This is a genomic window from Vibrio sp. 10N.247.311.14 (genome assembly GCF_041467715.1).
In the GTDB taxonomy this organism is placed as follows: Bacteria; Pseudomonadota; Gammaproteobacteria; order Enterobacterales; family Vibrionaceae; genus Vibrio; species Vibrio crassostreae_C.
This window is the reverse complement of record NZ_JBFSVE010000001.1, coordinates 136945-158822: the sequence shown is the minus strand read 5'-3', so window position 1 is coordinate 158822 and position 21878 is coordinate 136945. Positions and strand designations below refer to the sequence as shown.

The following is a 21878-nucleotide window of genomic DNA, read 5'->3' as shown; positions in this document are numbered from 1 at the left end:
TTATGCCTCGTTCTGTTGTGGTTGAGTTGTTGGCGTATTCGCCGTGAAGAACTCGTCACCAAAGTTGTGATTGATTAGGTGTTGTGCGTCGCAATCGCCTGCTTTGAATGGAATCAGAGTTAAGCCATAGCGGAACTCGTCCATGTACACGCGGTAAGAATCCAACACTTCGCTGCCCCAAGAGTTTGAACCTAAGCCCATCACTTGGTGGTCTAGGTTTAGGGTGATGTAGCCACTCTTCTCTAGTTCAATCGTGTGCTGTGCTTGATGCAGGTTTTGGTTGGTGTAGAACCATGCGCTGAAGTTGATTTCTTGCTGTGGTTTTACTGCAATACCATTACCCGCGCGGCTTGAAAGCGCAGCCCAACGAACGTGTTGGCGGTTGCCGTTGTTCTGTGGGAACGGGTAGTTCTCGAACATGTCTGCAACGGTTGATTGGTACACATCAATCATGTTGGCTTGCTTGCTGTCTTGGTAGTTCTCTTCAGGGCCGCGTCCGTAATATTGGACTTGGTCGAAGTCGCCGTTGATGCCCATATCAAAACCAATCACAGGAATTACATGAGGGTACTCACCGTAACGTTCGCCGCTTAGCTCAACGTTCAATTGGCCTTCAGCATTAACTTGGTAGCGATATTCACAACGCATGCCGAAATCGAATACTGGTGGAGCAATGATGCTGGTGGTGGTGATCTCTACCTTGCCATTTACCTGTTCAACGTTAACGCATTCAAGGTCAATGCTACGGAAGTGCTCCTGCATAATTTGCAAGTGTGCAGACTCCCAGTAACCATCGTGCTCTTGCTTATGGTTATCGATCATTGGCTTGAAGAAGTTCAGCTTAGGCTCAGACTTAATCAGTTCCTCGCCATTGACTAACCATGACGTCAGTTTGCCGTTCACTTTCGAGAAGTTCAGAGCAAAGTTGTGACCTTTGATTAGGTAGGCTAAGCGAGATTCTTCAACATTTAGCGCTGTCGCATTGTTGTTAGTGAACGCTTCAAGTTGTGCTGTGTTCTCTTTCACTTGGAACTGGTAAACCGCGATGTCGTGGTTCGCTTCGCTGTATGAAGTACGAGAATCCTTACGAACCGTGAAGTTCACAAACACTTCACGCTCATCAAGCTGTGGCAAGTTTAGAGTCAGTTCACGGCTAGAGTTTTCAGCCAGCTCTTCAACCTTGATGTGTTGCACGGCAATGGTTTCACCCTCAGCGCGGATTTCCGCAGTGATGGTGTAGTCATTGATGTTTGAGAACCAAAGCTTGTTGTCTACCGTGAAGGTGCCGGTTTGTGCATCGAAATCGCGAAGCTTCACTGGGGCAATCACTTGCTTGTACTCTTTCAAGCCAGGGCCTGGCGTTTGGTCTGGGTAGATCAAGCCATCCATGCAGAAGTTGTAGTTGTTCGGATAGTCACCGTAGTCACCGCCGTATTTGTAGAATTCTGTGCCTGCTTCATCACGCGCTAGAATGCCGTGGTCACACCATTCCCAAACATAGTGACCTTGAATTGCGTCATGCTTGTAGAACACGTTTTGGTATTCAGTTAAACCACCCGGGCCGTTACCCATTGCGTGTGCGTATTCGCAGATGATGCGTGGTTTTTCGTGTGGGAATTCACCGAAGGCATTCATCAGTTGAGCGCGTGAGTACATGGTTGAAATGATGTCGACCACTTCAGCATCACGGTCTTCTTCATAGTGAACCAGACGCGTGTCATCAATTGCTTTTGCAGCATCGTACATAGAGCGGATGTTGCAGCCGTAACCAGACTCGTTACCTAGAGACCACATGATGATAGAAGGGTGGTTCTTTTGAGCGTGGATATGACGTTCGATACGTTCAACAAACACCGCTTCCCACGCAGCATCGTTAGTGATGCGGCTTAGGTCGCCAACGTTAGCAAAGCCGTGTGTTTCAACATCGGTTTCGCCCATCACGAATAGGCCGTAGATATCACACAGTTCGTAGAATCGTGGATCGTTCGGGTAGTGTGCAGTACGTACTGAGTTGATGTTGTGTTGCTTCATCAACACTAAGTCTTTCTCTACGCGATCCATGCCTACAGCACGACCCTTCAGGTGGTCGTTGTCGTGACGGTTCACGCCGTGCAGCATCACGTATTTGTTGTTGATGTAGAACAAACCATCACGAACTTTAATGTCGCGGAAACCAACTCGCTGTGGAATCACTTCCAACACCTTGCCGTCAGCGTCTTTCAGCGTCAGCAGCAGTTGGTACAGGTAAGGGTTCTCAGCGTTCCATTGAACAGGGTTAACCACATCAATAGAGAATTGAGTGTTCGCATTGCCGCCAGTCTGTTGGTTAGGAACACTTAAGTTATCTACTGAGCCTTGCGAGATAACTTGGCTGCCATCAAGCAATGCGTACTCAAGGGTTGCGTTTGCCGCTGCTGCTAGGTTTTCTAGTTCCACTTTGCACGACAGGGTCGCGCTTTGGTAAGCGTCGTCGAAGTCAGTGCGAACGGTAACGTCTTGAACGTGCAGTTGTTCTTTACCTACTAGATAAACATCACGGAAGATACCGCCCGTCCACCACATGTCTTGGTCTTCAATGTAGGTGGAGTCGGCCCACTGCATCACACGAATAGAAAGTAGGTTGTTGCCTGCTTTTACCTGGCTAGAGATATCGAACTCAGCGGTTAGGCGGCTGCCTTTGCTGAAGCCCACGTATTCGCCGTTTACGTAAACTTCGAAGTAAGTTTCAACGCCATCAAATTTGATGATGGTTTGTTTCTCGTCCCAGCTTTCGCCAAGGAAGAAAGAGCGTTGGTATGCGCCGGTTGGGTTGTCTGATGGTACGAAAGGCACATCAATTGGGAATGGGAAACCTTCATCTGTGTATTGAAGATCGCCGTGGCCTTCCATTTGCCACATGTTTGGAACCGTGATATTTCCCCAGTCGCTCATTTCCTGAGAATAGAACTCTTCAGGAACCAATAGCGGATTGGTGAAATAGCTGAAATTCCATTGGCCACTCAATAGTTGGAAGTGGCTGCTTAGTTCACGTTGAAATGTTTTAGCGGTTTTTTCTGATGCGTATGAGAAGAAGTAAGCACGTGGTGCCATACGGTTCTCATGTAAGTTCAGGAAGTTTTCCCAGTTGTTCACGTTGCCTCTCTCTCGGTCTGAATGCAGTTTGCTGACCGACGTTCTTATGCGTAATTGGGTCGTAGTGAATACGAGTATTTTTGGATTGAGGTAATTATTAGTAAAAGTTTTACTAAATGAAAATGGTGAAAACGTTTTACTTTAACTTCATCACGTTTTTTATGGTCTTTTTACGGCGCTGTGTGATCCACTTAAAAGAATGCTATTGGCTGATTTATGTAGCAGATTAAAGAGGGGGATACGTGGAGATTGATGTATGTGACGGGCACAAAAAAGGCCACCTTCAACAAAGGTAGCCTTTATTTATCTACTTGATATATTTAATTATTTTGTTGTATCGCGCAGCTTGAGTTTGCTTGGTACATAGACACGTAGTGGGATGGTTCGGCCGTCGCGTACTTTCTCAATCAGCAGATTAACGCCTTGAATTCCCATCAATTCAGAGTGAATACGAACAGTTGATAAAGATGGGAAGGTAAATTTAGCTGTTGGGATGTCGTTTACACTGATCAGCGCAATATCTTCAGGGATGTTTAATCCGTGCTCATGAACTGCTCGTAAAACGCCAATTGCGATGGAATCTGACGCAATAAACATGGCTTTAGGGTAGTCGCCCGTCGCGAGCATCTGTTTTGCAAGCTTGTAACCTGATGAGCTAGAGAAGTCACCACGGTAGATGTCTTGCTCACTGACAACGTTCTTGAGGCCACCATATTCAGCAAAAGCGACTTCACGAATATCAGGGGTATTGACGTCGTCTTGGCCACCAATAAAGCCGATGCGCTCATAGCCTTGGTTGATAAAGAAGTTGGTGATCTCTTTGCTGATCAAAGCCAGGTCGATATCGACAGAGTCATAAGGTTCTGAGTGATCGGTAAAATCGACATAACAGATATTATCGCTCAGCTTTTTAGCTTGCTCGATAACCTCTGGTGTCATTCTACCCACCAACAAAACACCTGTGATTGGTGCTGAATTGATCTGTATTTTACTTTCATAACAGTTGGTTAGCTTAACTTCCATCTTTTCACATTGGGTTTCAATCCCGTGGCGAATCGATAGATAGTAAGGGTCGTTAACTTCCGCTTCTTGCTTGTAGTTATACAGGGCTAGGAAGTGATGGTTTTGTTTTTTACTGCTAACGGTTTTTCGTGAGCTGCTGGTTTTGTATTCCAACTTCTCTGCAATTTCAAAGATACGCCTTTTGGTCTCTTCCTTGACGCTTAATGTTGGATCTTCATTGAGAACCCTTGAAACTGTAGCCAATGAAACATGTGCTTCAGTCGCGATATCTTTTAACGTTGCCATACTCACTTCCTGTTATTGGAACATTGCGCTGCTTTGAAATTGGTATTTAGTAAAAAAGCAATGCACCTCTTTATTCTACAGACCTATTGTAATCAAACTGGAAGTCATTGCATTAACTTTTAGTAAAATAAATGCTCAACTCATCTGTGATGTCTCAAATCTGACTATCTATAATTATCTTATTAAAATTCAATGAATTAGAAGTTAACAGCTATGCGTTATCTCTATGCCATGTTCAGTTCCAATGATGAAAGTTAGTGTAAACGTTTACACTTCGTGGTTTTGATCACAGAATTATAGTCAAAATGGCTGCTACTATTTCTGACATACGGTGCTACTGAGCTGAATGTCAGTTCGAGTTAGCCCACGAATGACGACAAAGAGAGGTTGATTGTGAAAGTACTGGTTACGGGCGGCATGGGTTACATCGGAAGTCATACATGCATTCAAATGATACAGGCAGGTATGGAGCCGATCATTGTTGATAACCTTTGCAACAGCAAAGAGCTAGTGCTGGAACGAATCGAGTCGTTAACTGGCAAGCGCCCAACGTTTTATCTTGGCGACATTCGTGACCAATCTTTTCTAGATAGCGTGTTTTCAGAAAACGATATCCAAGCGGTGATTCACTTTGCTGGCCTGAAAGCGGTAGGGGAGTCGGTGGCTAAGCCTTTGGAGTACTACGATAACAACGTTAATGGTTCACTAGTGTTAGCTCGAAGCATGAAGAAAGCGGGCGTGAAAAGCATCGTATTTAGTTCTTCGGCTACCGTTTACGGTGATCCAGAAGTAGTGCCGATTACTGAAACTTCACCAACTGGCGCGACAACTAACCCTTATGGTCGCAGCAAATATATGGTGGAAGAGTGCTTGAGCGATCTGTTCAACGCGGAGAACGACTGGAGCGTCACTTTACTGCGTTACTTCAATCCAGTTGGCGCACATCCATCGGGCACTATGGGTGAAGACCCACAAGGTATCCCAAATAATTTAATGCCGTTTATTGCTCAAGTAGCCGTCGGTCGCCGTGAAAAACTGGCTGTTTTTGGAAACGATTACCCAACAGTCGATGGCACAGGCGTTCGTGACTATATTCATGTAATGGATTTAGCGGACGGTCACGTCGCAGCACTAAAAGTGGTTGGCGAGAAAGCGGGCTTACACATTTACAACCTAGGTACGGGCAAAGGCTCAAGTGTACTCGAGATGGTTGAAGCCTTCGCACAAGCATCGGGCAAACCGGTTCCTTATGAACTTTGCCCACGCCGCGCAGGTGACATTGCCGAATGTTGGGCAAGTACTGAAAAAGCAGAGCGCGAGCTTGGCTGGAAGGCGACGCGTAGCGTGATGGAGATGACGGCGGATACATGGAATTGGCAGTCGAATAACCCACAAGGTTACTAAAGAACTTTTAAGCTATTGAAAAAATAGAGATTCCAGATATCTCGTGCCTTTATTCTGGAATGACGGATGAGCATAAGGCTATGAAGTGGTGGCCTTTGCACAAATAGCACAACGAGATTACACGTCATTCCCTACAGCGAGGCACGAGCGTGATAGGGAATCTCCTTGTAGAAGAATTATTCATCTTGGTGAATTGACCAAGACACAAAATTTGAGAGCAATCTAAACATGTCAAAAGTTGAATTTAACCCAGTAGACCACCCGCATCGTCGTTATAACCCATTAACGGGTCAGTGGATCTTAGTATCACCGCACCGAGCAAAACGTCCTTGGAGTGGCCAAGATGAAAAACCATCGACTGCGCAGCTTCCTGCGTATGAGAAAGAGTGTTTCTTGTGCCCAACCAATACGCGTATCTCGGGCGACGAAAACCCAGACTACGACGGCACTTATGTATTCAGTAATGACTTCGCGGCGTTGATGCCTGATTCACCTGACGCTCCAGAGTCTGATAACCCTCTATTCAAGACTCAAGGTGTTCGCGGGTTGAGCCGCGTGATCTGTTTTTCTCCGGACCACAGCAAAACGCTGCCAGAGTTACCAGTAAACAAGATTCGCGGTGTTATCGACACATGGAATGAACAGATTGAAGAGCTAGGTAAAGACTACCTATGGGTTCAAGCGTTTGAAAACAAAGGCGAGACCATGGGCTGTTCTCAGCCTCATCCGCACGGTCAGATATGGGCAAACAGCTTTTTGCCCAACGAGATTGAACGCAAAGAGAAATTGTTAAAAGAGTACTTCGAACAACAAGGTTCGAATCTTTTAGTGGATTACGTTGAAGCTGAAATGAAAGACGGCTCTCGCACTGTGGTTGAAACTGAACATTGGATTGCGGTGGTGCCTTACTGGGCGGCGTGGCCATTTGAAACCATGTTGCTACCAAAAACGCACATTCGCCGTATGAGCGAACTGACTGACGAGCAGCGTGATGATTTAGCGCTTGCGATTAAGAAGCTGACCAGTCGTTACGACAACTTGTTCCAATGCTCATTCCCGTACTCAATGGGTTGGCACTATGCGCCGTTCTTTGAAGAAGGCACGGACATCGATCACTGGCAACTGCATGCGTTGTTCTACCCGCCATTGCTACGTAGTGCTTCGGTTCGCAAGTTCATGGTCGGCTACGAAATGTTGGCTGAGTCTCAGCGTGATTTAACCGCAGAACAAGCAGCGCAGCGTCTGCGTGATTTGAGTGACGTTCACTATAAAGAGCAGTAATACGTTGCTTCGTAGATAACAAGCGAGATTCCTGATATCTCGTCCCTCGATTCTGGAATGACGGCAGATGAAAAGCCCATAAGTTTAAGAGCTTAGAAGCTTAAAAGTTTAGTCGCTGATGTTGTCATTCCCTACCGTGAGCGACGAACGATATAGGGAATCTAAAAGAATTAAAGTGGTGCCGTGAAGGGGCCATAACCAATTGAACAAAGAGTTTAACCAGAGAGTTTACTTATGTCTGACCTAATCCAAAACGTGAAAGCATCTTTTGAGCAAGTCCTTGGTTACCAAGCGACTCATATTATCCAAGCACCAGGTCGTGTGAACCTGATCGGCGAGCACACTGACTACAACGATGGTTTTGTTCTACCGTGTGCCATTAACTACCAAACGGTAGTCGCCGCGGCTAAGCGTGACGACAACATTGTTCGCGTAGTATCAGTGGACTACGGTAATGCAGTCGATGAGTTCGATTTAACTCAAGAGATCACATTCCAACAAGACAAGATGTGGGCGAACTACATTCGTGGTGTGGTGAAGTGCTTAAAAGGTCGCGGCTTTGAATTTACAGGTGCAGACATCTCTGTAACGGGCAACGTGCCTCAAGGTGCAGGTTTAAGTTCTTCTGCGGCGCTGGAAGTGGTGATTGGTCAAACATTCAAGGTGCTTTATAACCTAGAGATCAGCCAAGCTGAAGTGGCGCTAAATGGTCAGCAGGCCGAAAACGAATTTGTGGGCTGTAACTGCGGCATCATGGACCAAATGATCTCTGCAGAAGGTCGCGCAAACCACGCGATGCTTTTGGATTGTCGTAGCCTAGAGACTCAAGCGGTTTCAATGCCAGAAGATATGGCTGTGGTTATCATTAACTCAAACAAGAAACGCGGCTTAGTCGACAGCGAATACAACACACGTCGTGAACAGTGTGAAGAAGCGGCGCGCATCTTTGGTGTTCCGGCACTTCGTGATGTGACCATTGAGCAATTCAAAGCGAAAGAGTCTGAATTGGATGAAATGGTCGCGAAACGTGCTCGTCACGTGATTACTGAAAATGACCGTACTGTTGAAGCGGCTCAAGCTCTACGCACTCATGATATGAAGCGTATGGGCGAGTTGATGGCTGAATCGCATGCATCAATGCGTGATGATTTTGAAATCACGGTGAAAGAGATTGATGCGCTGGTTGATATGGTCAAAGAAGTGATCGGTGAACAAGGTGGCGTGCGTATGACTGGCGGTGGTTTCGGTGGTTGTATTGTGGCATTGGTTCCACCTGCATTGGTTGATGAAATCAAAACAACCGTTGAACAGAAATATCAAGCGGCGACGGGGCTAAAAGAATCTATTTATGTGTGCCAAGCGAAAGACGGAGCAGGCTTAGTTGAAGTAATCTAACGGCTTCGAGACTTAATATAGAGCTTACCAAGTAAAAAGATCATGGTAGGCCAAATGCTAAAGCCTTTACTTCAGGTAGAGGCTTTTTACTGGCACTAGAAGGAATTTAGAATGACACAAGAGCAAAACCTGCATCAATCCATGGCGCAGACTCCAGCCTATGATGGCCAACCCGCTCAGTTAGTGACGCTATCAAATACGCATGGCATTCAAGTGACATTCATGGATATTGGTGCAACATGGTTGAGCTGTATCCTGCCAGTAAAGGGAAACAAAAGAGAAGTGTTGTTGGGTGTTAACTCAATGGAGAACTTCGATAAACAAGCCAGCTATATGGGCACAACCGTTGGCCGTTATGCTAACCGCATTGCTAATGGTCGTTTCAAAATTGATGGTCAGAATTACAAGCTGGAAACCAACCAAGCGGGCAATACCTTACATGGTGGCCCGAACGGATTTGATAAACGCCGTTGGAATATTGCCGAGCAAACCGAAACGTCAGTGGTGTTCAGTCTAGAGTCTGCTGATGGCGACCAAGGATTCCCGGGGAATTTGAATGTGTCGGTACGTTATGACATCACCGAAGACAATCGAGTGTCCATTAATTACTCTGCAACCACAGACAAGCCGACTGTAGTCAACCTAACGAATCATGCGTACTTCAATCTACTTGGCGCTGAAGCTGGACACGATTGTTTGTCACACATTGTCAGTATCAATGCTAATCAGTTCTTACCGACCAATTCGGTGGGTATTCCGTTAGGTAACCTTAAATCAGTGAAATCGACCAGCTTTGACTTCAATCAGCCTATGATGATCTCAGAGCGTTTGTTGGGCGATGAACAGCAGAAAGCAGCAAAGGGTTACGACCACTCTTTCTTATTGGCTGATGGCTGCAAACGCACTCAATGCGCCGCGACCGTAACCTCACCGGATGCGCTCGTCACACTAAAAGTATTTTCAACCAAACCTGCGATGCAGCTATACACCGGAAACTGGCTTGGTGGCACACCAAACCGAAGTGGTGGCAGCTATGAAGACTACGCTGGTTTGGCGCTAGAAACCCAGTTCTTACCTGACTCTCCTAACCACCCAGAGTGGAAGCAGGACAGTTGTATTCTCAAGCCTGAACAAGAATATAACTACAGTACCTGTTACCAGTTTGAATTTTCGGGGGATTCTTCAAACTAGTACGCTCTAGCTCAAAGCGGTTACGTCAATATCTTTTGTTTGTGAATAGGACGATGTGAATTATCGCGTTGTTCTTGGGGGATGAGCAAAAGTGGCGCTCAACAAGAGTGCGGTTTATTAAGCGCGATTGTTGAGTATCTGAGTAAGGTAGGAAAGCCCTAACAGAAGCGATTCTGTTAGGGCTTTTTTTTGTTTATTGCTTGATGAGTCGACCAGAACCTAGACTTTCTCTACCGAATTACGGCGTACCAGAGTTGGAGAGAACATCATTGGTTCAGTTGAGGTGTTTTCACCTTTGGCTAAGTGCAACGCGAGTCGTGTCGCTTTCTCTGCCATCATCTGAATCGGGTAGCGAATAGTGGTGAGCTTTGGATGAACATAGCGGGCAATCAAACCATCATCGAAACCGATGATCGACATTTTGTCTGGCGCTTGAATACCGTTTTCATCAAGGACAGACAAAGCACCAGCTGCCATGTAATCGTTGTACGCCACAATGCCAGTGATTGGCAGTGACTTAGTCAGAAGGTTAGTCATGGCGTATTCGCCACCGTCACTGGTCGGCGCTGAGTATTCAATATAGCTGTCAGAGAGCGCTATTTTGTAATCTGAGAGTGCCGCTAAGTAACCTTGGATACGCTCATCGGCATCTTCAATGCTATGCGATGAGGCGATACAGGCAATGTTCTTATGGCCATGGCGGATCAGATATTCCGTCGCAAGATACGCACCTTTTTTGTTGTCTAAGAAAATACAGTGGTTGGCAATCTCAGCAATATAACGGTTGATCAGTACTAAGCCTTTGACCTCTTTTGCATAGGCAATCAGTTCTTCGTCGGTGAGGCCTTTAGAGTGGATCACCAGGGCGTCACAACGGCTGTTAATCAGCAATTCAATCGCTTGTCTCTCTTCTTCACGATCGTGCGAGCCATTACCGACAAGGATATGTTTTCCGTTCTCACGAGCGACATTGTCGACAGCCTTAACCAGCGTGCCAAAAAAGGGATCGGAGATGTCACCGACCAATACACCAACAGTGTTCGTGCTTTGGCTTACCAGCGCTCGAGCATTGGCATTCGGTCGATAGCCAAGTTTAGACATCGCTTTAGTTACAGATTCTACCGAGCTTGCACTCGCCTTGGGAGACTTGTTGATCACTCGAGATACGGTTGCAACAGAAACACCAGCTTCCTTTGCTACATCTTTAATTGTTGCCATTTTTAACCTCTATACATTGCTTCATCTATTTAACACCGACAATGATAGTAAGGCAACGAAACTCTCATTTTACTTCCAGTAATGAGATCTTTACCGCTTGTAATTATTAGGCTTAATGCTAGTGTAAACATTTACATTTTACTTAATTTTAGTAAATGATTTAATGAGTGAAAATAAACCAATATAGGAAGTGAGAAATGGATACTGTCTCTTATGGTGACTTTGCTAAGTTAGAAATGCGTGTGGGTAAGATCATTGAGGTTGTGCGTCATGAAAACGCCGACAAGCTTTACATAGTGCAAGTGGATGTTGGTGACAAGACACTGCAAACGGTGACCAGCCTAGTCCCTTACTACACAGAAGAAGAGTTGATGGGTAAGCAGGTTGTTGTTTTGTGCAATCTAGCGAAGGCGAAGATGAGAGGCCACACTTCTGAGTGCATGTTGCTTTGTGCAGAAACGGAAGATGAATCTGAAAGTGTATTGCTAACACCTGAACGTGCGATGCCAGCAGGTATTCGTGTCGTTTAAGCTCACTTTAGGTTGGTGAGTCAATGTGTTCACCAACCTAAATCAACTAGCTGCGTACAGTTAGTATCAAGCCATCAATCACACTGTGATGGTGATCGGAAACCCCAGCAAGGTTGCCGTATTTAGGCTGGTGGCGATCATTTTCTAATGGGTGATGCCAACCTTGTGTGTGTTTAACGAAGTGCGCCGCAAAGCTTTCAGACACCTCTAAACATCCTGCTAATACAGTATCGACGTAGGTTTGAACGATAGGGCTGTTTTCGCAAGGTGCTTCAATCTCGTCTTTGATGTAAACCCAGATCGGTTGATCCTGTTTGAATTCATCTTGGCTTTCTATCTGAGAGGCCTTTAATTCGATACGGTGATAACCACGCTCACGGCGATCAAACTCAGCCAGTGCAATATCATCCACCTCAAGCAACACACCATTCACTTGTCCTTCGCCGAGATTGACGATCAAAGGGGATAAGACATAGCTGTCATCGATCTTGCTCCAATGGCGAATCAAACCATGAACAATCGCAGGGATCGCTTGCCCTGTCTGACCGGTAAGCTGACGTGAAGATGAGTTGATTAAACTGCCATAACCAAAAATATACATCGCATTCCTTGTCTGAGTTGTTCCATTTAAGTCTAGTCTTACTATATGTGGCGAGATACCAAAAGTCAGTAAGTTTCTATTTATACATGTATATGTCTTTATGACTCTTTTGGTTGTGTTTTTTTGACTTATTTATTGGCTATTGAATCTCGTGAGTCGCTGTTTTTACTGGTTTTATCTAATTGGCGCGTTTCATGCAATGTGATCTGCATATTGCATCGGATTTGATGCACACAAAATTTGGTTTAGGTAATACCTTGGCCGCTTATCTGAGAATTAGGAGCGAGTTTGTTAAATATCACAGATAAAAGTGTAGAAGACGCGATTCCAGCCTACCTGCGTTTAGGCTTTCGACCTTTCTTCTTTTTAGGCAGTCTCTATGCCGTGATCGCGATTGTCGCTTGGGTCATCATGTTCCAAAACGGTCAGCCTGAAATGCTAAAAGTACCGGCGCTTTGGTGGCACGTACATGAAATGCTGTTTGGTTTCTCAATGGCGATAGTGGTCGGTTTTGTGTTAACGGCAGTACAAACGTGGACGGGTGTCAATGGCACCAAGCATTATCGATTAGCTGCGCTAGTCGGTTTGTGGATCGCACCTCGTATTCTGTTTTGGACACCCGCTCCGTTATGGCTGATCTCGTCGGTTGAGGCGCTGTTCTTAATCTTCGCCGCCTACGAAATTGGTTTCCGAGTCGTGAAGTCGAAAGGCTGGAAGAATCTATTCTTTGTGCCACTGTTTATATTGGCTATCGTGGCGAACTTTGCTAGTTACGCGACCATTAAGGGGATGCCTCCATTCCCATCGTCTGCAGTTTGGCAGGCTATGTTGTGGTGGTTTACCTTGCTGTTATCAGTGATGGGTGGGCGAGTGCTCCCATTCTTTACAGCGCGTCGTTTTGATTTCGAAAAAGCGCAGCCCTTGGTTTGGTTGGAATGGTTAGCCAATCTACCTTTGGTTGGCTTATTTGTGTTGAGCTTCTTCCCATTGACCTTTGCTCAAGTCGGCAATGAGTTGATGGTATTTGCAGGTGTGACACAGTTGGTGCGCTTTATCCGCTGGAAGCCTTGGACAACACTATCAGAACCCTTGGTGTGGTCGCTGCATGCGGCTTACCTATGTATCCCTCTCAGCTTGCTGTTACGCGGTTTGCTAGATAACCCGTTCGCGAGCCATAACATGCTGCACCTGTTTGCGATTGGCGGTTTGAGTGGGTTAATTCTGGCGATGATCACGCGCGTGACAATGGGACATACTGGCCGTGCTATCTATAAAGGGCCAAGTATGGCTTTGGCGTTCTCGGCTATATTTATCGCGGCACTCGTTCGTAGTTTAGGTGTGACATTCTTCCCGGCGTATTTATTTGAGATGGTCAATATCAGCGCGGGTTTATGGACGTTAGCGTTCGGTCTATTTATCTGGAAATTTGGGATGATGCTGTTAACGCCAAGAGTGGATGGTCACCCGGGCTAAGCCAATTAGTTATCTATTGATATAGATAGGGAAGCTCAGAGCTTCCCTTTTTGATCTTGATAACTCATTAAGTACTCGCAGCAAGGTATTGGCGTACCTGTGTGATGAGATCTTCCTTGGCGTGAGGCGAGATAAAACTGGCTTCGATGGCATTAATACTGAACTGCGCCAATTCGTTTTTGGTCACTGGGTGAGCATTGGCGACGGCGAGGAAGTTATCATTCATATAGCCGCCGAAGTAAGCCGGATCATCGGAATTGATGGTGACGCACAGCCCTTTTCTCAGCAACTCGACGATGTTGTGCTCTTGCATGGTCTCAAACACCTTGAGCTTGGTATTCGACAGCGGGCAGACGGTCAGTGGTGTACGTTTTGCTATTAGCTGTTCCATCAACTCTTCATCTTCTACACAGCGAACGCCATGATCAATTCGGGTAATGCCTAGCAAGCTCAGTGCGTCGCTAATATTTTGTGCTGGGCCTTCTTCTCCGGCGTGCGCGACAGTCAGAAAGCCTTGGTTGATCGCTGCTTGGAATACATGTTTAAACTTCTCTGGTGGATTGCCCTGTTCTGATGAATCTAACCCAACGGCAATGATCTTATCTTTATAAGGAAGGGCTTGTTTGAGTGTTTCAAAAGCGCTGTCTTCATCGAGATGACGCAGAAAGCACATGATCAGTTGGCTGCTGATACCAAGCTCTTGCTCCACTTGATTCAAAGCTCGAGTAATCCCGCCAACGATGACTTCAAAGTCAATGCCGCGTTCAGTGTGAGTCTGAGGGTCGAAGAAGATCTCAGTATGAACCACATTATCTTGCTGACACTTCAACAGATAAGCCCACGTCAGGTCGTAGAAATCTTGTTCATGAATCAGTACGTTTGCACCTTGGTAATAGATATCGAGAAAGGATTGAAGATTGTGGAACTGGTACGCGTCTCGAACTTGGTCTGGGGTCTCAAAGGGAATCGACAGGTTATTACGCTTGGCGAGTTGGAACATCAGCTCTGGCTCTAATGTGCCTTCTATATGTAAGTGCAGCTCAACTTTGGGTAAATTTTTGATGAAGCTATCCATAGCAACTCCTTAGCTATTTTAATTATGAGCGGAGTAGGTGAGACAGTAGAGTCTATAAACCTGAGCAAGCAGGTATCTCTTTCATTTATCTCTGTTTGAGCATAGTTCATTTCATTGTTATCGATAAAATAGGATAGAAGTTGATGGTGAACCGAGAGTTATGAACCGATTGAAATTAGGCGCAAACGATTTGCAGCATTGGAGTGTGATCCGCTGCAAATATTTGCAGCAATATTCATTGATTTGTGCTCTAATACCGCGCTTACCAAGGGATGGTGTTAAAAGATGCTCACTTAGATGGAGTTATCAAAGTTGACCGATCCCTTAATGATCTCCCTTAGGAAAAAATAGAACATGTCTAAGAACAAAAAATTTGATATCCGCCTTACAGAAAAACGCAACGGTTGGTGTGCAGAGATTACTCGTCAAGTAACGTCTCGCAGCACTACAGTATCTAAGCGTGAGTCTGGTTTCGAAACTGAAGCTCTAGCACAAGAGTGGGCAGAGAAAGAGCTAGCATCTTTCATCGCTAACCAAGCTGAACGTAACGAGCGTAAATCAGAGCAACGTAAAGAGCGTGACGAACTACGTCACACTAAAGAGCTTAAAGCTGAGCAAGCACGTGAAGCGCGCGCTAAAGCTCGTGCAGAAGAGCAACAAGACGCTGAATAATTCAGTGCATGACTAATTTATAGATCCCTTAATTTTAAGATAAGGGATTTGTGAAAAAAAAGCCCCGATACAACTTTTTTCTTTCGAGTTAAAAGTGTTTTGGGGCTTTTTAGTTTGTGGAGTTCTGTTTTATTGTGTTTAAGAGCTCGGTTTGGCTTCTCGCTTTTAACGTCGAGCTCTTAAACTGTTAAGCATTGTCTGATCAGTTATTCAGTGCAGTTAGCCAATCGTCTTCTGCCACTTCTTCAATGTAGCTTTCTACTGATTGTCCTACTTCTTCATCGTCTTGCTTGAAGTAAGCGATGTGGAACACAGCATCACCTTCGTTGACCAAAGGCAGAGTTTGCTGACCAATCACGATACCGCCTTTGGTTGTGATCACTTGGCCTTCTTGGTGACCCAATGGAGAGCTGATGTAAGCAAGGGTTTGTCCTGCTTCAACCTGTTCGCCAAGTCTTACCATGTTACGCAAAATACCGTCTGATTCAGCGCGGATCCAGCTGGTGGATTTACTCAATACTGGCTCTGGTAACTTCTTACGGTTAGGGCGCAGCATGCCGATTTCTTTCATCACTTGATGCACGCCAAGGTAACCCGCACGAATCGCGAGGTGATCAAAACGCAGCGCTTCACCACCTTCGTAAGTTAATACAGGAATACCCAGTTTTTCCGCTTCGCTACGCAGTGAACCGTCGCGCAGTGGAGAATCAATAATCACGGGTGTTGCGAACGCTTTTGCGATGCGCAGTGTCTCAGGGTTCGATAGGTTTGCACGAATCTGTGGCAGATTGGTACGGTGAATCGCGCCCGTGTGTAGATCCAGAATGTAATCACAGTGCTTTGCCACGTTCTCAAAGAAGGTGTAAGCGATACGTGATGTTAACGATCCTTTCTCACTGCCAGGGAAGCAACGGTTTAGGTCACGACGGTCTGGTAGGTAACGAGATTTATGGATAAAGCCAAATACGTTAACGATAGGCACAACAATTAATGTCCCTTTCAGTTTCTTTGGATCAATCGCATTGGTCAGTTGTCGTGCAATCTCAACACCGTTTAGCTCATCGCCGTGGATAGCCGCATTTACCATCAGTGTTGGGCCTGCTTGGCGACCGTGAATAATTTCAATCGGGATCGAAAGTGGAGAATGCGTGTAAAGCTGAGCCGCTTGCAGTTCAATCTCCATTCGCTGTCCTGGCTGAACAGTATAACCAAGTAATTCGAATGGTTGATTAGGTTTTAGTCTTGCCATTTAGGTTGTTCTCAACATGGTGATAATTCGTTAACACGGAATGTAGCAATCGTTGATTTTTAGTACGAATCAATCGCTTTACGGTGACGACAAAAGTTTTTTATGAAGGGGCTTCTGAATTGGTTTCAGTTTTTTATCTGGCTAATTGAAGGGTGTTTAAAATTTTGAATTTTCTGACAATACATTAACTTAGAGCTGATATTTGTCATTCAGTTCGTTGGTATTATCCACCGCCATTTTTTGGCGGCCAAATTCAAATATTGAGATAAAAATGAAAAAAACAATTTCAAAAGTTGTAGCACTAGCAGTGGTATCTGTTGCTCTATCTGGCTGTGTGGGTAGTAACGCAGTAACCGGTTATCTAATGAAGTTTAACGTGAAGGCTGTTGATAACCGTTACGCTCGTGGTGGTTTGAACATGCTACTAGCGCCTGCTTACGGCCTAACAGTTGCTGCCGATTACCTAGTATTCAACTCACTAGAGTTCTGGACTGGTAGCAACCCACTAACTGGTTCTCCGCACATCTTTGATACAAAGACTGATACTTACCTAGACATCAACCACCAACTTGATCCGTCTCTAACGGAAGCGCCAGTGGGTCCTATCACGAGTGCAGATGTGATCGAAAAAGGTCAAATGCAGCAGATTGATGAAAACACGATCCAAATGGACATTACTTACCAGTCTGGTGAGCGTGCGACGTTAATCGGTGTTCGTGATGGCGAGATGGTGACGTACTTCATCGATGGCGAAGTTGTGGCACAAACTTCAATTGATGAGCTAGAAAGCTACGCGGCTTCACGCGCTTAATTGTTTATTTAGTCACAAGTAGTAGCTACAAAGATTAGATACAAAAACAGGTACTCATTGAGTACCTGTTTTATTTTGTCTCAGATAAACGGTGTTTACTGTAAAACACCATTTACTGAACAAACATAGCTTATCGAATTAAGCTTTTTCTGGGATCGCTTCAAGCAATGCAACCATTTGGTTCCAGAATAGCTCAACGGTGTCGATCTTCACTTTCTCATCAGGAGAGTGCGGAAACTTGATGGTTGGGCCGAAAGAAACCATATCCATGTTCGGGTAAGGTTCTTTGAATAGACCACACTCAAGACCAGCATGGATAACCATGATGTTTGGCTTGTGACCGTAGATACCTTCGTACATGTCGCGGAAGATATGCATGATTTCTGAATCTGCGTCTGGTTTCCAACCTGGGTAAGCACCAGAGAACGCGATGTTAGCGCCTGCTAGTTCAGCAACAGAGTGAAGCATGCTTTCTACTTGGCTACGACCTGAATCGATAAGAGAGCGGATCAGGCAAAGTACTGTGATTGAGTTCTCTTCTGTTGTGATAACACCTACGTTTAGCGACGTTTCCACAACACCTTCAATCTCGTCACTCATACGAATCACGCCGTTTGGACATGCGTTAAGTGCAGCGATAAAGCGAGCTTGGTCTGCTGACGCAAGTGCGCCCATTTCTACAGAAGCTTCTTCATTGAAAGTCACGATGCTGTCTTCTACTTTACCTAGCTCTGTTGAAAGCAGCTCAGTGTAGTAGTTGTATAGTGAAGCCAGTTTTTCTTGGTTTGCCGCAGGAACAGCAACCGTTACGAAACCTTCACGAGGGATCGCGTTACGAAGGCTACCACCTTTGAATTCGACGATGCGAAGGTCTAGCTCTTTTGCGTGACCCGCTAGGAAGCGAGCAAGCAGTTTGTTTGCGTTTGCACGACCTGTGTGGATGTCACAACCAGAGTGACCGCCTTTTAGGCCTTTTAGCGTTAGCTTACGTGTTACGAAGTCAGCTGGAATCGCATTACGAGCAATTTCAAATGTCATTGCGCCGTCGATACCGCCAGCACAACCCATGTACACTTCGCCTTCTTGCTCTGAATCGGTGTTAAGAAGGATATCGCCTTCTAACCAACCCGCTTCAAGACCGAAAGCACCAGTCATGCCTGCTTCTTCATCTACTGTTAGTAGAACTTCGATAGGGCCGTGCTGGATTTCGTTTGAAGCAAGAACCGCTAGGCAAGAAGCCATGCCCATGCCGTTATCAGCGCCAAGCGTTGTGCCTTTAGCTGTAACCCACTCACCATCAATGTATGGTTGAATTGGATCTTTAGCAAAGTCATGAACTGTGTCTTCGTTCTTTTGTGGAACCATATCGATGTGAGCTTGTAGCACTACACCCTTTTTGTTTTCCATACCCGCCGTTGCTGGCTTTTTGATGAATACGTTACCCGTTGGGTCACGACGTACATCTAGGCCTTGCTCTGTTGCCCAAGCAATAATGTATTGAGCAAGCTCTTCTTCATGCTTAGAAGGGTGTGGGATTGAGCAAATCTTATCGAAGAACTGCCAGATAGGGGTAGGGGATAATTTACTGATCTCAGAATGGAATTCAGACACGGATGACTCCTTTTTTATTTAATAACCATATATTTAGGTTTTGCATGGGGGAAACCTAGAACAAAAATCTAAAATATGGGTCTGTTTTGATGGCAACAGCATACCACTTGAGCGTTTTGACGAGTAGCGGTTCTAAACCTCAAATAGCTCAAATTTTGAAAGCGATCTTGTCCATCTGATCACAGATAAGCGCCTTGATGCTTATAAATGGAGCAGGCAAACGTTTGTTTAATTCTATTTTGTAATTTTATTACAAAATAAGTTTGCAAAATAACCGTAAATGGCCAAAAATGTGACGTATAGCAAAAAATACTTGTAATCTTTTTTCTTTGGGGTATATTAATAACCAGCTTCTGAGATGAAGAGTAAATGCTCAAAGGATGAGTCCGTTTTATCGCCTCCAAGGAACCGAGAAATCAAATTCGTTTTTTATTGATTTATTAAGGTGATAGTTATGAAAGGTTTACCATCTGCAATGTTCTGGATTAACAGCTCTGTTTACACTAGCAACTTTGCATACCCTACAAGCTTTGGTTACTAATACCGTAAGCATGTAACTCGAACAGTTTTGTTCACCCCTATATATTGGAATTCTTTTACAGCCCTTTTGGTTGACAGATTCTACCGCCACTCAGTTTTGAGTGGCGTTTTTTTTGCCTGCTACTTTTCCAAACCGCTTTCGCTTGTCACTTTCCTTGCTGTTCTGCGTGGTTGTTTTTTAAACGCCGAAATATCAATTTTCGCCTTATTACTGATCCTGTTGAAAAATACATAACTATTGTGAGTTTGAATTCAGAATTTACTGGCTAGATTATCAATGAAAATAACCGATGGTAGAAAAAACAACCAACTAGTTTTAGTGAGTCTATTGTTGTTAATTGTTTGTTTTTAATGGTTATTTATCGATGATATCTTCATTTTTAATCGCTTTGTTTCATACGGCATTCTGATAAATATCGATTAGAGCCTTAATTCTATCTGGAATTTGTTATTTGATAACTTTATAATCCACAGCCAATCGATTACGCAACCGTTTACTTTTTACCCTTATAGGATTCGATAATGTTCGAAAAGCTATTCAAACTCAGTGAAAATGGCACCAATGTGCGCACTGAAATCATCGCAGGTCTAACAACCTTCCTAACAATGGCTTACATCATTTTTGTAAACCCAATGATTCTAGCTGATGCTGGTATGGACCATGGCGCTGTATTTGTAGCAACCTGTTTAGCGGCTGCTATTGGCTGTTTCATCATGGGCTTTGTTGCTAACTACCCAATTGCTCAAGCTCCAGGCATGGGTTTGAACGCATTCTTTACCTACGCTGTTGTAATGGGTATGGGTTATACGTGGCAAGTTGCTCTGGCAGCGGTTTTCGTATCAGGCGTAATCTTCATCTTCTTAAGCATCTTTAAGATCCGTGAATGGATTATCAACTCGATCCCTATGTCTCTGCGTGTTGGTATCTCTGCAGGTATCGGTCTTTTCCTAGCGTTTATTGCGCTTAGCAATGCAGGCATCGTTGTTTCTAACCCAGCAACTAAAGTTTCACTGGGCGACATTACCGCGATTGCTCCTATCCTAGGCTCACTTGGTTTCTTCCTAACGATTGCTCTTGTTCACCGTGGCGTGAAAGGGGCAGTAATGATTGCGATTCTAGCTATCACAGCTCTTGGCATTGTTATTGGTGACGTTCAATACGGCGGCATCATGTCTACACCACCAAGCCTTGCTCCTACATTCATGCAGCTTGATTTCTCTGCTGTATTTGAAATCGGTATGATTTCAGTGGTATTCGCGTTCTTGTTCGTCGATTTGTTCGATACAGCGGGTACTCTGGTTGGTGTTGCAACGAAAGCAAACCTAATCAAAGAAGACGGCAAACTACCTCGCTTGAACAAAGCACTGCTTGCTGACTCTACAGCAACATCTATTGGTGCACTGCTAGGTACATCAAATACTACTTCTTATGTTGAGAGTGTTGCGGGTGTTGCTGAAGGCGGCCGTACCGGTCTAACGGCTGTTGTTGTTGGTATCTTATTCCTACTGGCTCTTTTCTTCTCGCCACTTGCAGGTATGATTCCGGCTTACGCAACATCAGGAGCACTTTTCTATGTAGCAATTCTGATGATGTCTGGCCTAGTTGGCATTGATTGGCGTGATCTTACGGAAGCAGCACCAGTCGTGGTAACATGTCTGCTTATGCCGCTGACGTACTCTATCGCTGAGGGTATCTCACTAGGTTTCATCGCTTACGCTGCAATTAAGCTGCTAAGTGGTAAAGGTCGCGACGTTTCACCTGCTGTGTGGGTAATGTCGGCTATCTTTATTCTTAAATACATTTTCGCTTAATCGTCTAGATTTCTGCTTAATCGCTGAAGAGGCTATGTTTGAAATAGCCTCTAATAACATGACAAAATTATTAGGTTTTATACTATGAGCAACAAATTCGTTATCACTTGGGACAACATGCAGACTTACTGCCGTCAACTTGCTGAAAAGCAAATGCCAGCAGAGCAGTGGAAAGGCATCTGGGCAGTAAGCCGTGGTGGTTTGGTTCCTGGTGCAATCTTGGCTCGTGAGCTAGGTATTCGTCACGTAGATACGATTTGTATTTCTAGCTACGACCACGATCACCAACGTGATATGACAGTAGTTAAAGCACCTGAAGGTGACGGCGAAGGCTTCCTAATCGTTGAAGACTTGGTTGATAGTGGTGACACTGCACGTAAGCTTCGCGAAATGTACCCTAAAGCGAAACTGATCGCTGTATGTGCAAAACCATCTGGCGCTGATTTGCTAGACGAGTACATTGTTGATATCGCTCAAGACACATGGATTGAGCAACCTTGGGATACTAGCCTAAGCTACGTAGAGCCAGTAAATCGCAAGTCAAAATAAGCGTAAACTTAGTTTTTTGAGAAATG

The 21878-nt window shown here is 45.0% G+C and carries 17 protein-coding genes; 10 read left to right on the top strand and 7 right to left on the bottom strand.

What is annotated here, in order from left to right; all coding sequences use genetic code 11:
- Both ebgA and ebgR read right to left on the bottom strand, forming a co-directional pair.
- The gene (gene ebgA / locus AB6F11_RS00765) at positions 1-3132 is read right to left on the bottom strand and encodes a beta-galactosidase subunit alpha (protein WP_102393206.1); all 3132 of its coding nucleotides are present in this window, start codon (positions 3130-3132) and stop codon (positions 1-3) included.
- A gap of 324 nt (positions 3133-3456) precedes the next feature.
- Positions 3457-4440: a transcriptional regulator EbgR gene (ebgR, locus tag AB6F11_RS00760; protein WP_102393207.1), complete on the bottom strand. Its 984-nt coding sequence runs from the start codon at positions 4438-4440 to the stop codon at positions 3457-3459.
- A 393-nt stretch (positions 4441-4833) separates the two neighbouring features.
- On the opposite strand from ebgR, the gene galE reads away from it, so the two are divergent.
- The 4 genes from galE to galM all read left to right on the top strand — a co-directional run bounded on the left by galE (position 4834) and on the right by galM (position 9711).
- The gene (gene galE, locus AB6F11_RS00755; protein ID WP_017070355.1) at positions 4834-5844 is read left to right on the top strand and encodes a UDP-glucose 4-epimerase GalE; all 1011 of its coding nucleotides are present in this window, start codon (positions 4834-4836) and stop codon (positions 5842-5844) included.
- Positions 5845-6072: 228 nt separating this feature from the next.
- Entirely contained in the window at positions 6073-7125 is a 1053-nt protein-coding gene (locus AB6F11_RS00750; RefSeq protein ID WP_052878877.1) for a UDP-glucose--hexose-1-phosphate uridylyltransferase, read from the top strand.
- 234 nt (positions 7126-7359) lie between these two features.
- Positions 7360-8520: a galactokinase gene (galK, locus tag AB6F11_RS00745; protein ID WP_017060799.1), complete on the top strand. Its 1161-nt coding sequence runs from the start codon at positions 7360-7362 to the stop codon at positions 8518-8520.
- A gap of 111 nt (positions 8521-8631) precedes the next feature.
- Positions 8632-9711 carry a galactose-1-epimerase gene (gene galM, locus AB6F11_RS00740; RefSeq protein WP_017063325.1) on the top strand — a complete coding sequence of 360 codons (1080 nt, stop codon included), beginning with the start codon at positions 8632-8634 and terminating at the stop codon, positions 9709-9711.
- A gap of 219 nt (positions 9712-9930) precedes the next feature.
- Here galM and AB6F11_RS00735 read toward each other — a convergent pair whose 3' ends face one another.
- Entirely contained in the window at positions 9931-10929 is a 999-nt protein-coding gene (locus AB6F11_RS00735; RefSeq protein ID WP_017066816.1) for a substrate-binding domain-containing protein, read from the bottom strand.
- Positions 10930-11126: 197 nt separating this feature from the next.
- On the opposite strand from AB6F11_RS00735, the gene AB6F11_RS00730 reads away from it, so the two are divergent.
- A complete protein-coding gene (locus AB6F11_RS00730; protein WP_017060796.1) occupies positions 11127-11459 on the top strand; it encodes a tRNA-binding protein in 333 nt (110 codons plus the stop codon).
- Between the two features lie 46 nt (positions 11460-11505).
- Here AB6F11_RS00730 and AB6F11_RS00725 read toward each other — a convergent pair whose 3' ends face one another.
- Positions 11506-12060: a gamma-glutamylcyclotransferase family protein gene (locus tag AB6F11_RS00725; RefSeq protein WP_017060795.1), complete on the bottom strand. Its 555-nt coding sequence runs from the start codon at positions 12058-12060 to the stop codon at positions 11506-11508.
- A 288-nt stretch (positions 12061-12348) separates the two neighbouring features.
- On the opposite strand from AB6F11_RS00725, the gene AB6F11_RS00720 reads away from it, so the two are divergent.
- Positions 12349-13533, top strand: a complete 1185-nt coding sequence (locus AB6F11_RS00720) for an NnrS family protein (protein WP_102393208.1) — start codon at positions 12349-12351, stop codon at positions 13531-13533.
- 67 nt (positions 13534-13600) lie between these two features.
- Here the strand turns inward: AB6F11_RS00720 and AB6F11_RS00715 are convergent, their stop codons facing one another.
- Positions 13601-14608 (bottom strand): adenosine deaminase, encoded by a 1008-nt coding sequence (locus tag AB6F11_RS00715; protein ID WP_102393209.1) that lies wholly within the window; start codon positions 14606-14608, stop codon positions 13601-13603.
- A 354-nt stretch (positions 14609-14962) separates the two neighbouring features.
- Here AB6F11_RS00715 and AB6F11_RS00710 point away from each other — a divergent pair, with 354 nt between their 5' ends.
- Positions 14963-15280 carry a DUF3622 domain-containing protein gene (locus AB6F11_RS00710; protein WP_017069509.1) on the top strand — a complete coding sequence of 106 codons (318 nt, stop codon included), beginning with the start codon at positions 14963-14965 and terminating at the stop codon, positions 15278-15280.
- Positions 15281-15482: 202 nt separating this feature from the next.
- Here the strand turns inward: AB6F11_RS00710 and AB6F11_RS00705 are convergent, their stop codons facing one another.
- Positions 15483-16529: a succinylglutamate desuccinylase/aspartoacylase family protein gene (locus AB6F11_RS00705; RefSeq protein WP_017060792.1), complete on the bottom strand. Its 1047-nt coding sequence runs from the start codon at positions 16527-16529 to the stop codon at positions 15483-15485.
- Between the two features lie 271 nt (positions 16530-16800).
- Between AB6F11_RS00705 and AB6F11_RS00700 the strand changes: the two genes are divergently transcribed.
- A complete protein-coding gene (locus AB6F11_RS00700) occupies positions 16801-17340 on the top strand; it encodes a DUF3332 family protein (protein ID WP_017066819.1) in 540 nt (179 codons plus the stop codon).
- Between the two features lie 138 nt (positions 17341-17478).
- Here AB6F11_RS00700 and AB6F11_RS00695 read toward each other — a convergent pair whose 3' ends face one another.
- Positions 17479-18951 (bottom strand): aminoacyl-histidine dipeptidase, encoded by a 1473-nt coding sequence (locus AB6F11_RS00695; protein WP_017069507.1) that lies wholly within the window; start codon positions 18949-18951, stop codon positions 17479-17481.
- Positions 18952-20013: 1062 nt separating this feature from the next.
- Here AB6F11_RS00695 and AB6F11_RS00690 point away from each other — a divergent pair.
- Together AB6F11_RS00690 and tet(34) are read left to right on the top strand one after the other, a co-directional pair.
- Positions 20014-21303, top strand: a complete 1290-nt coding sequence (locus tag AB6F11_RS00690) for an NCS2 family permease (protein ID WP_017060789.1) — start codon at positions 20014-20016, stop codon at positions 21301-21303.
- 84 nt (positions 21304-21387) lie between these two features.
- The gene (tet(34), locus tag AB6F11_RS00685) at positions 21388-21852 is read left to right on the top strand and encodes an oxytetracycline resistance phosphoribosyltransferase domain-containing protein Tet(34) (protein WP_009847475.1); all 465 of its coding nucleotides are present in this window, start codon (positions 21388-21390) and stop codon (positions 21850-21852) included.
- Positions 21853-21878: the final 26 nt, after the last annotated feature.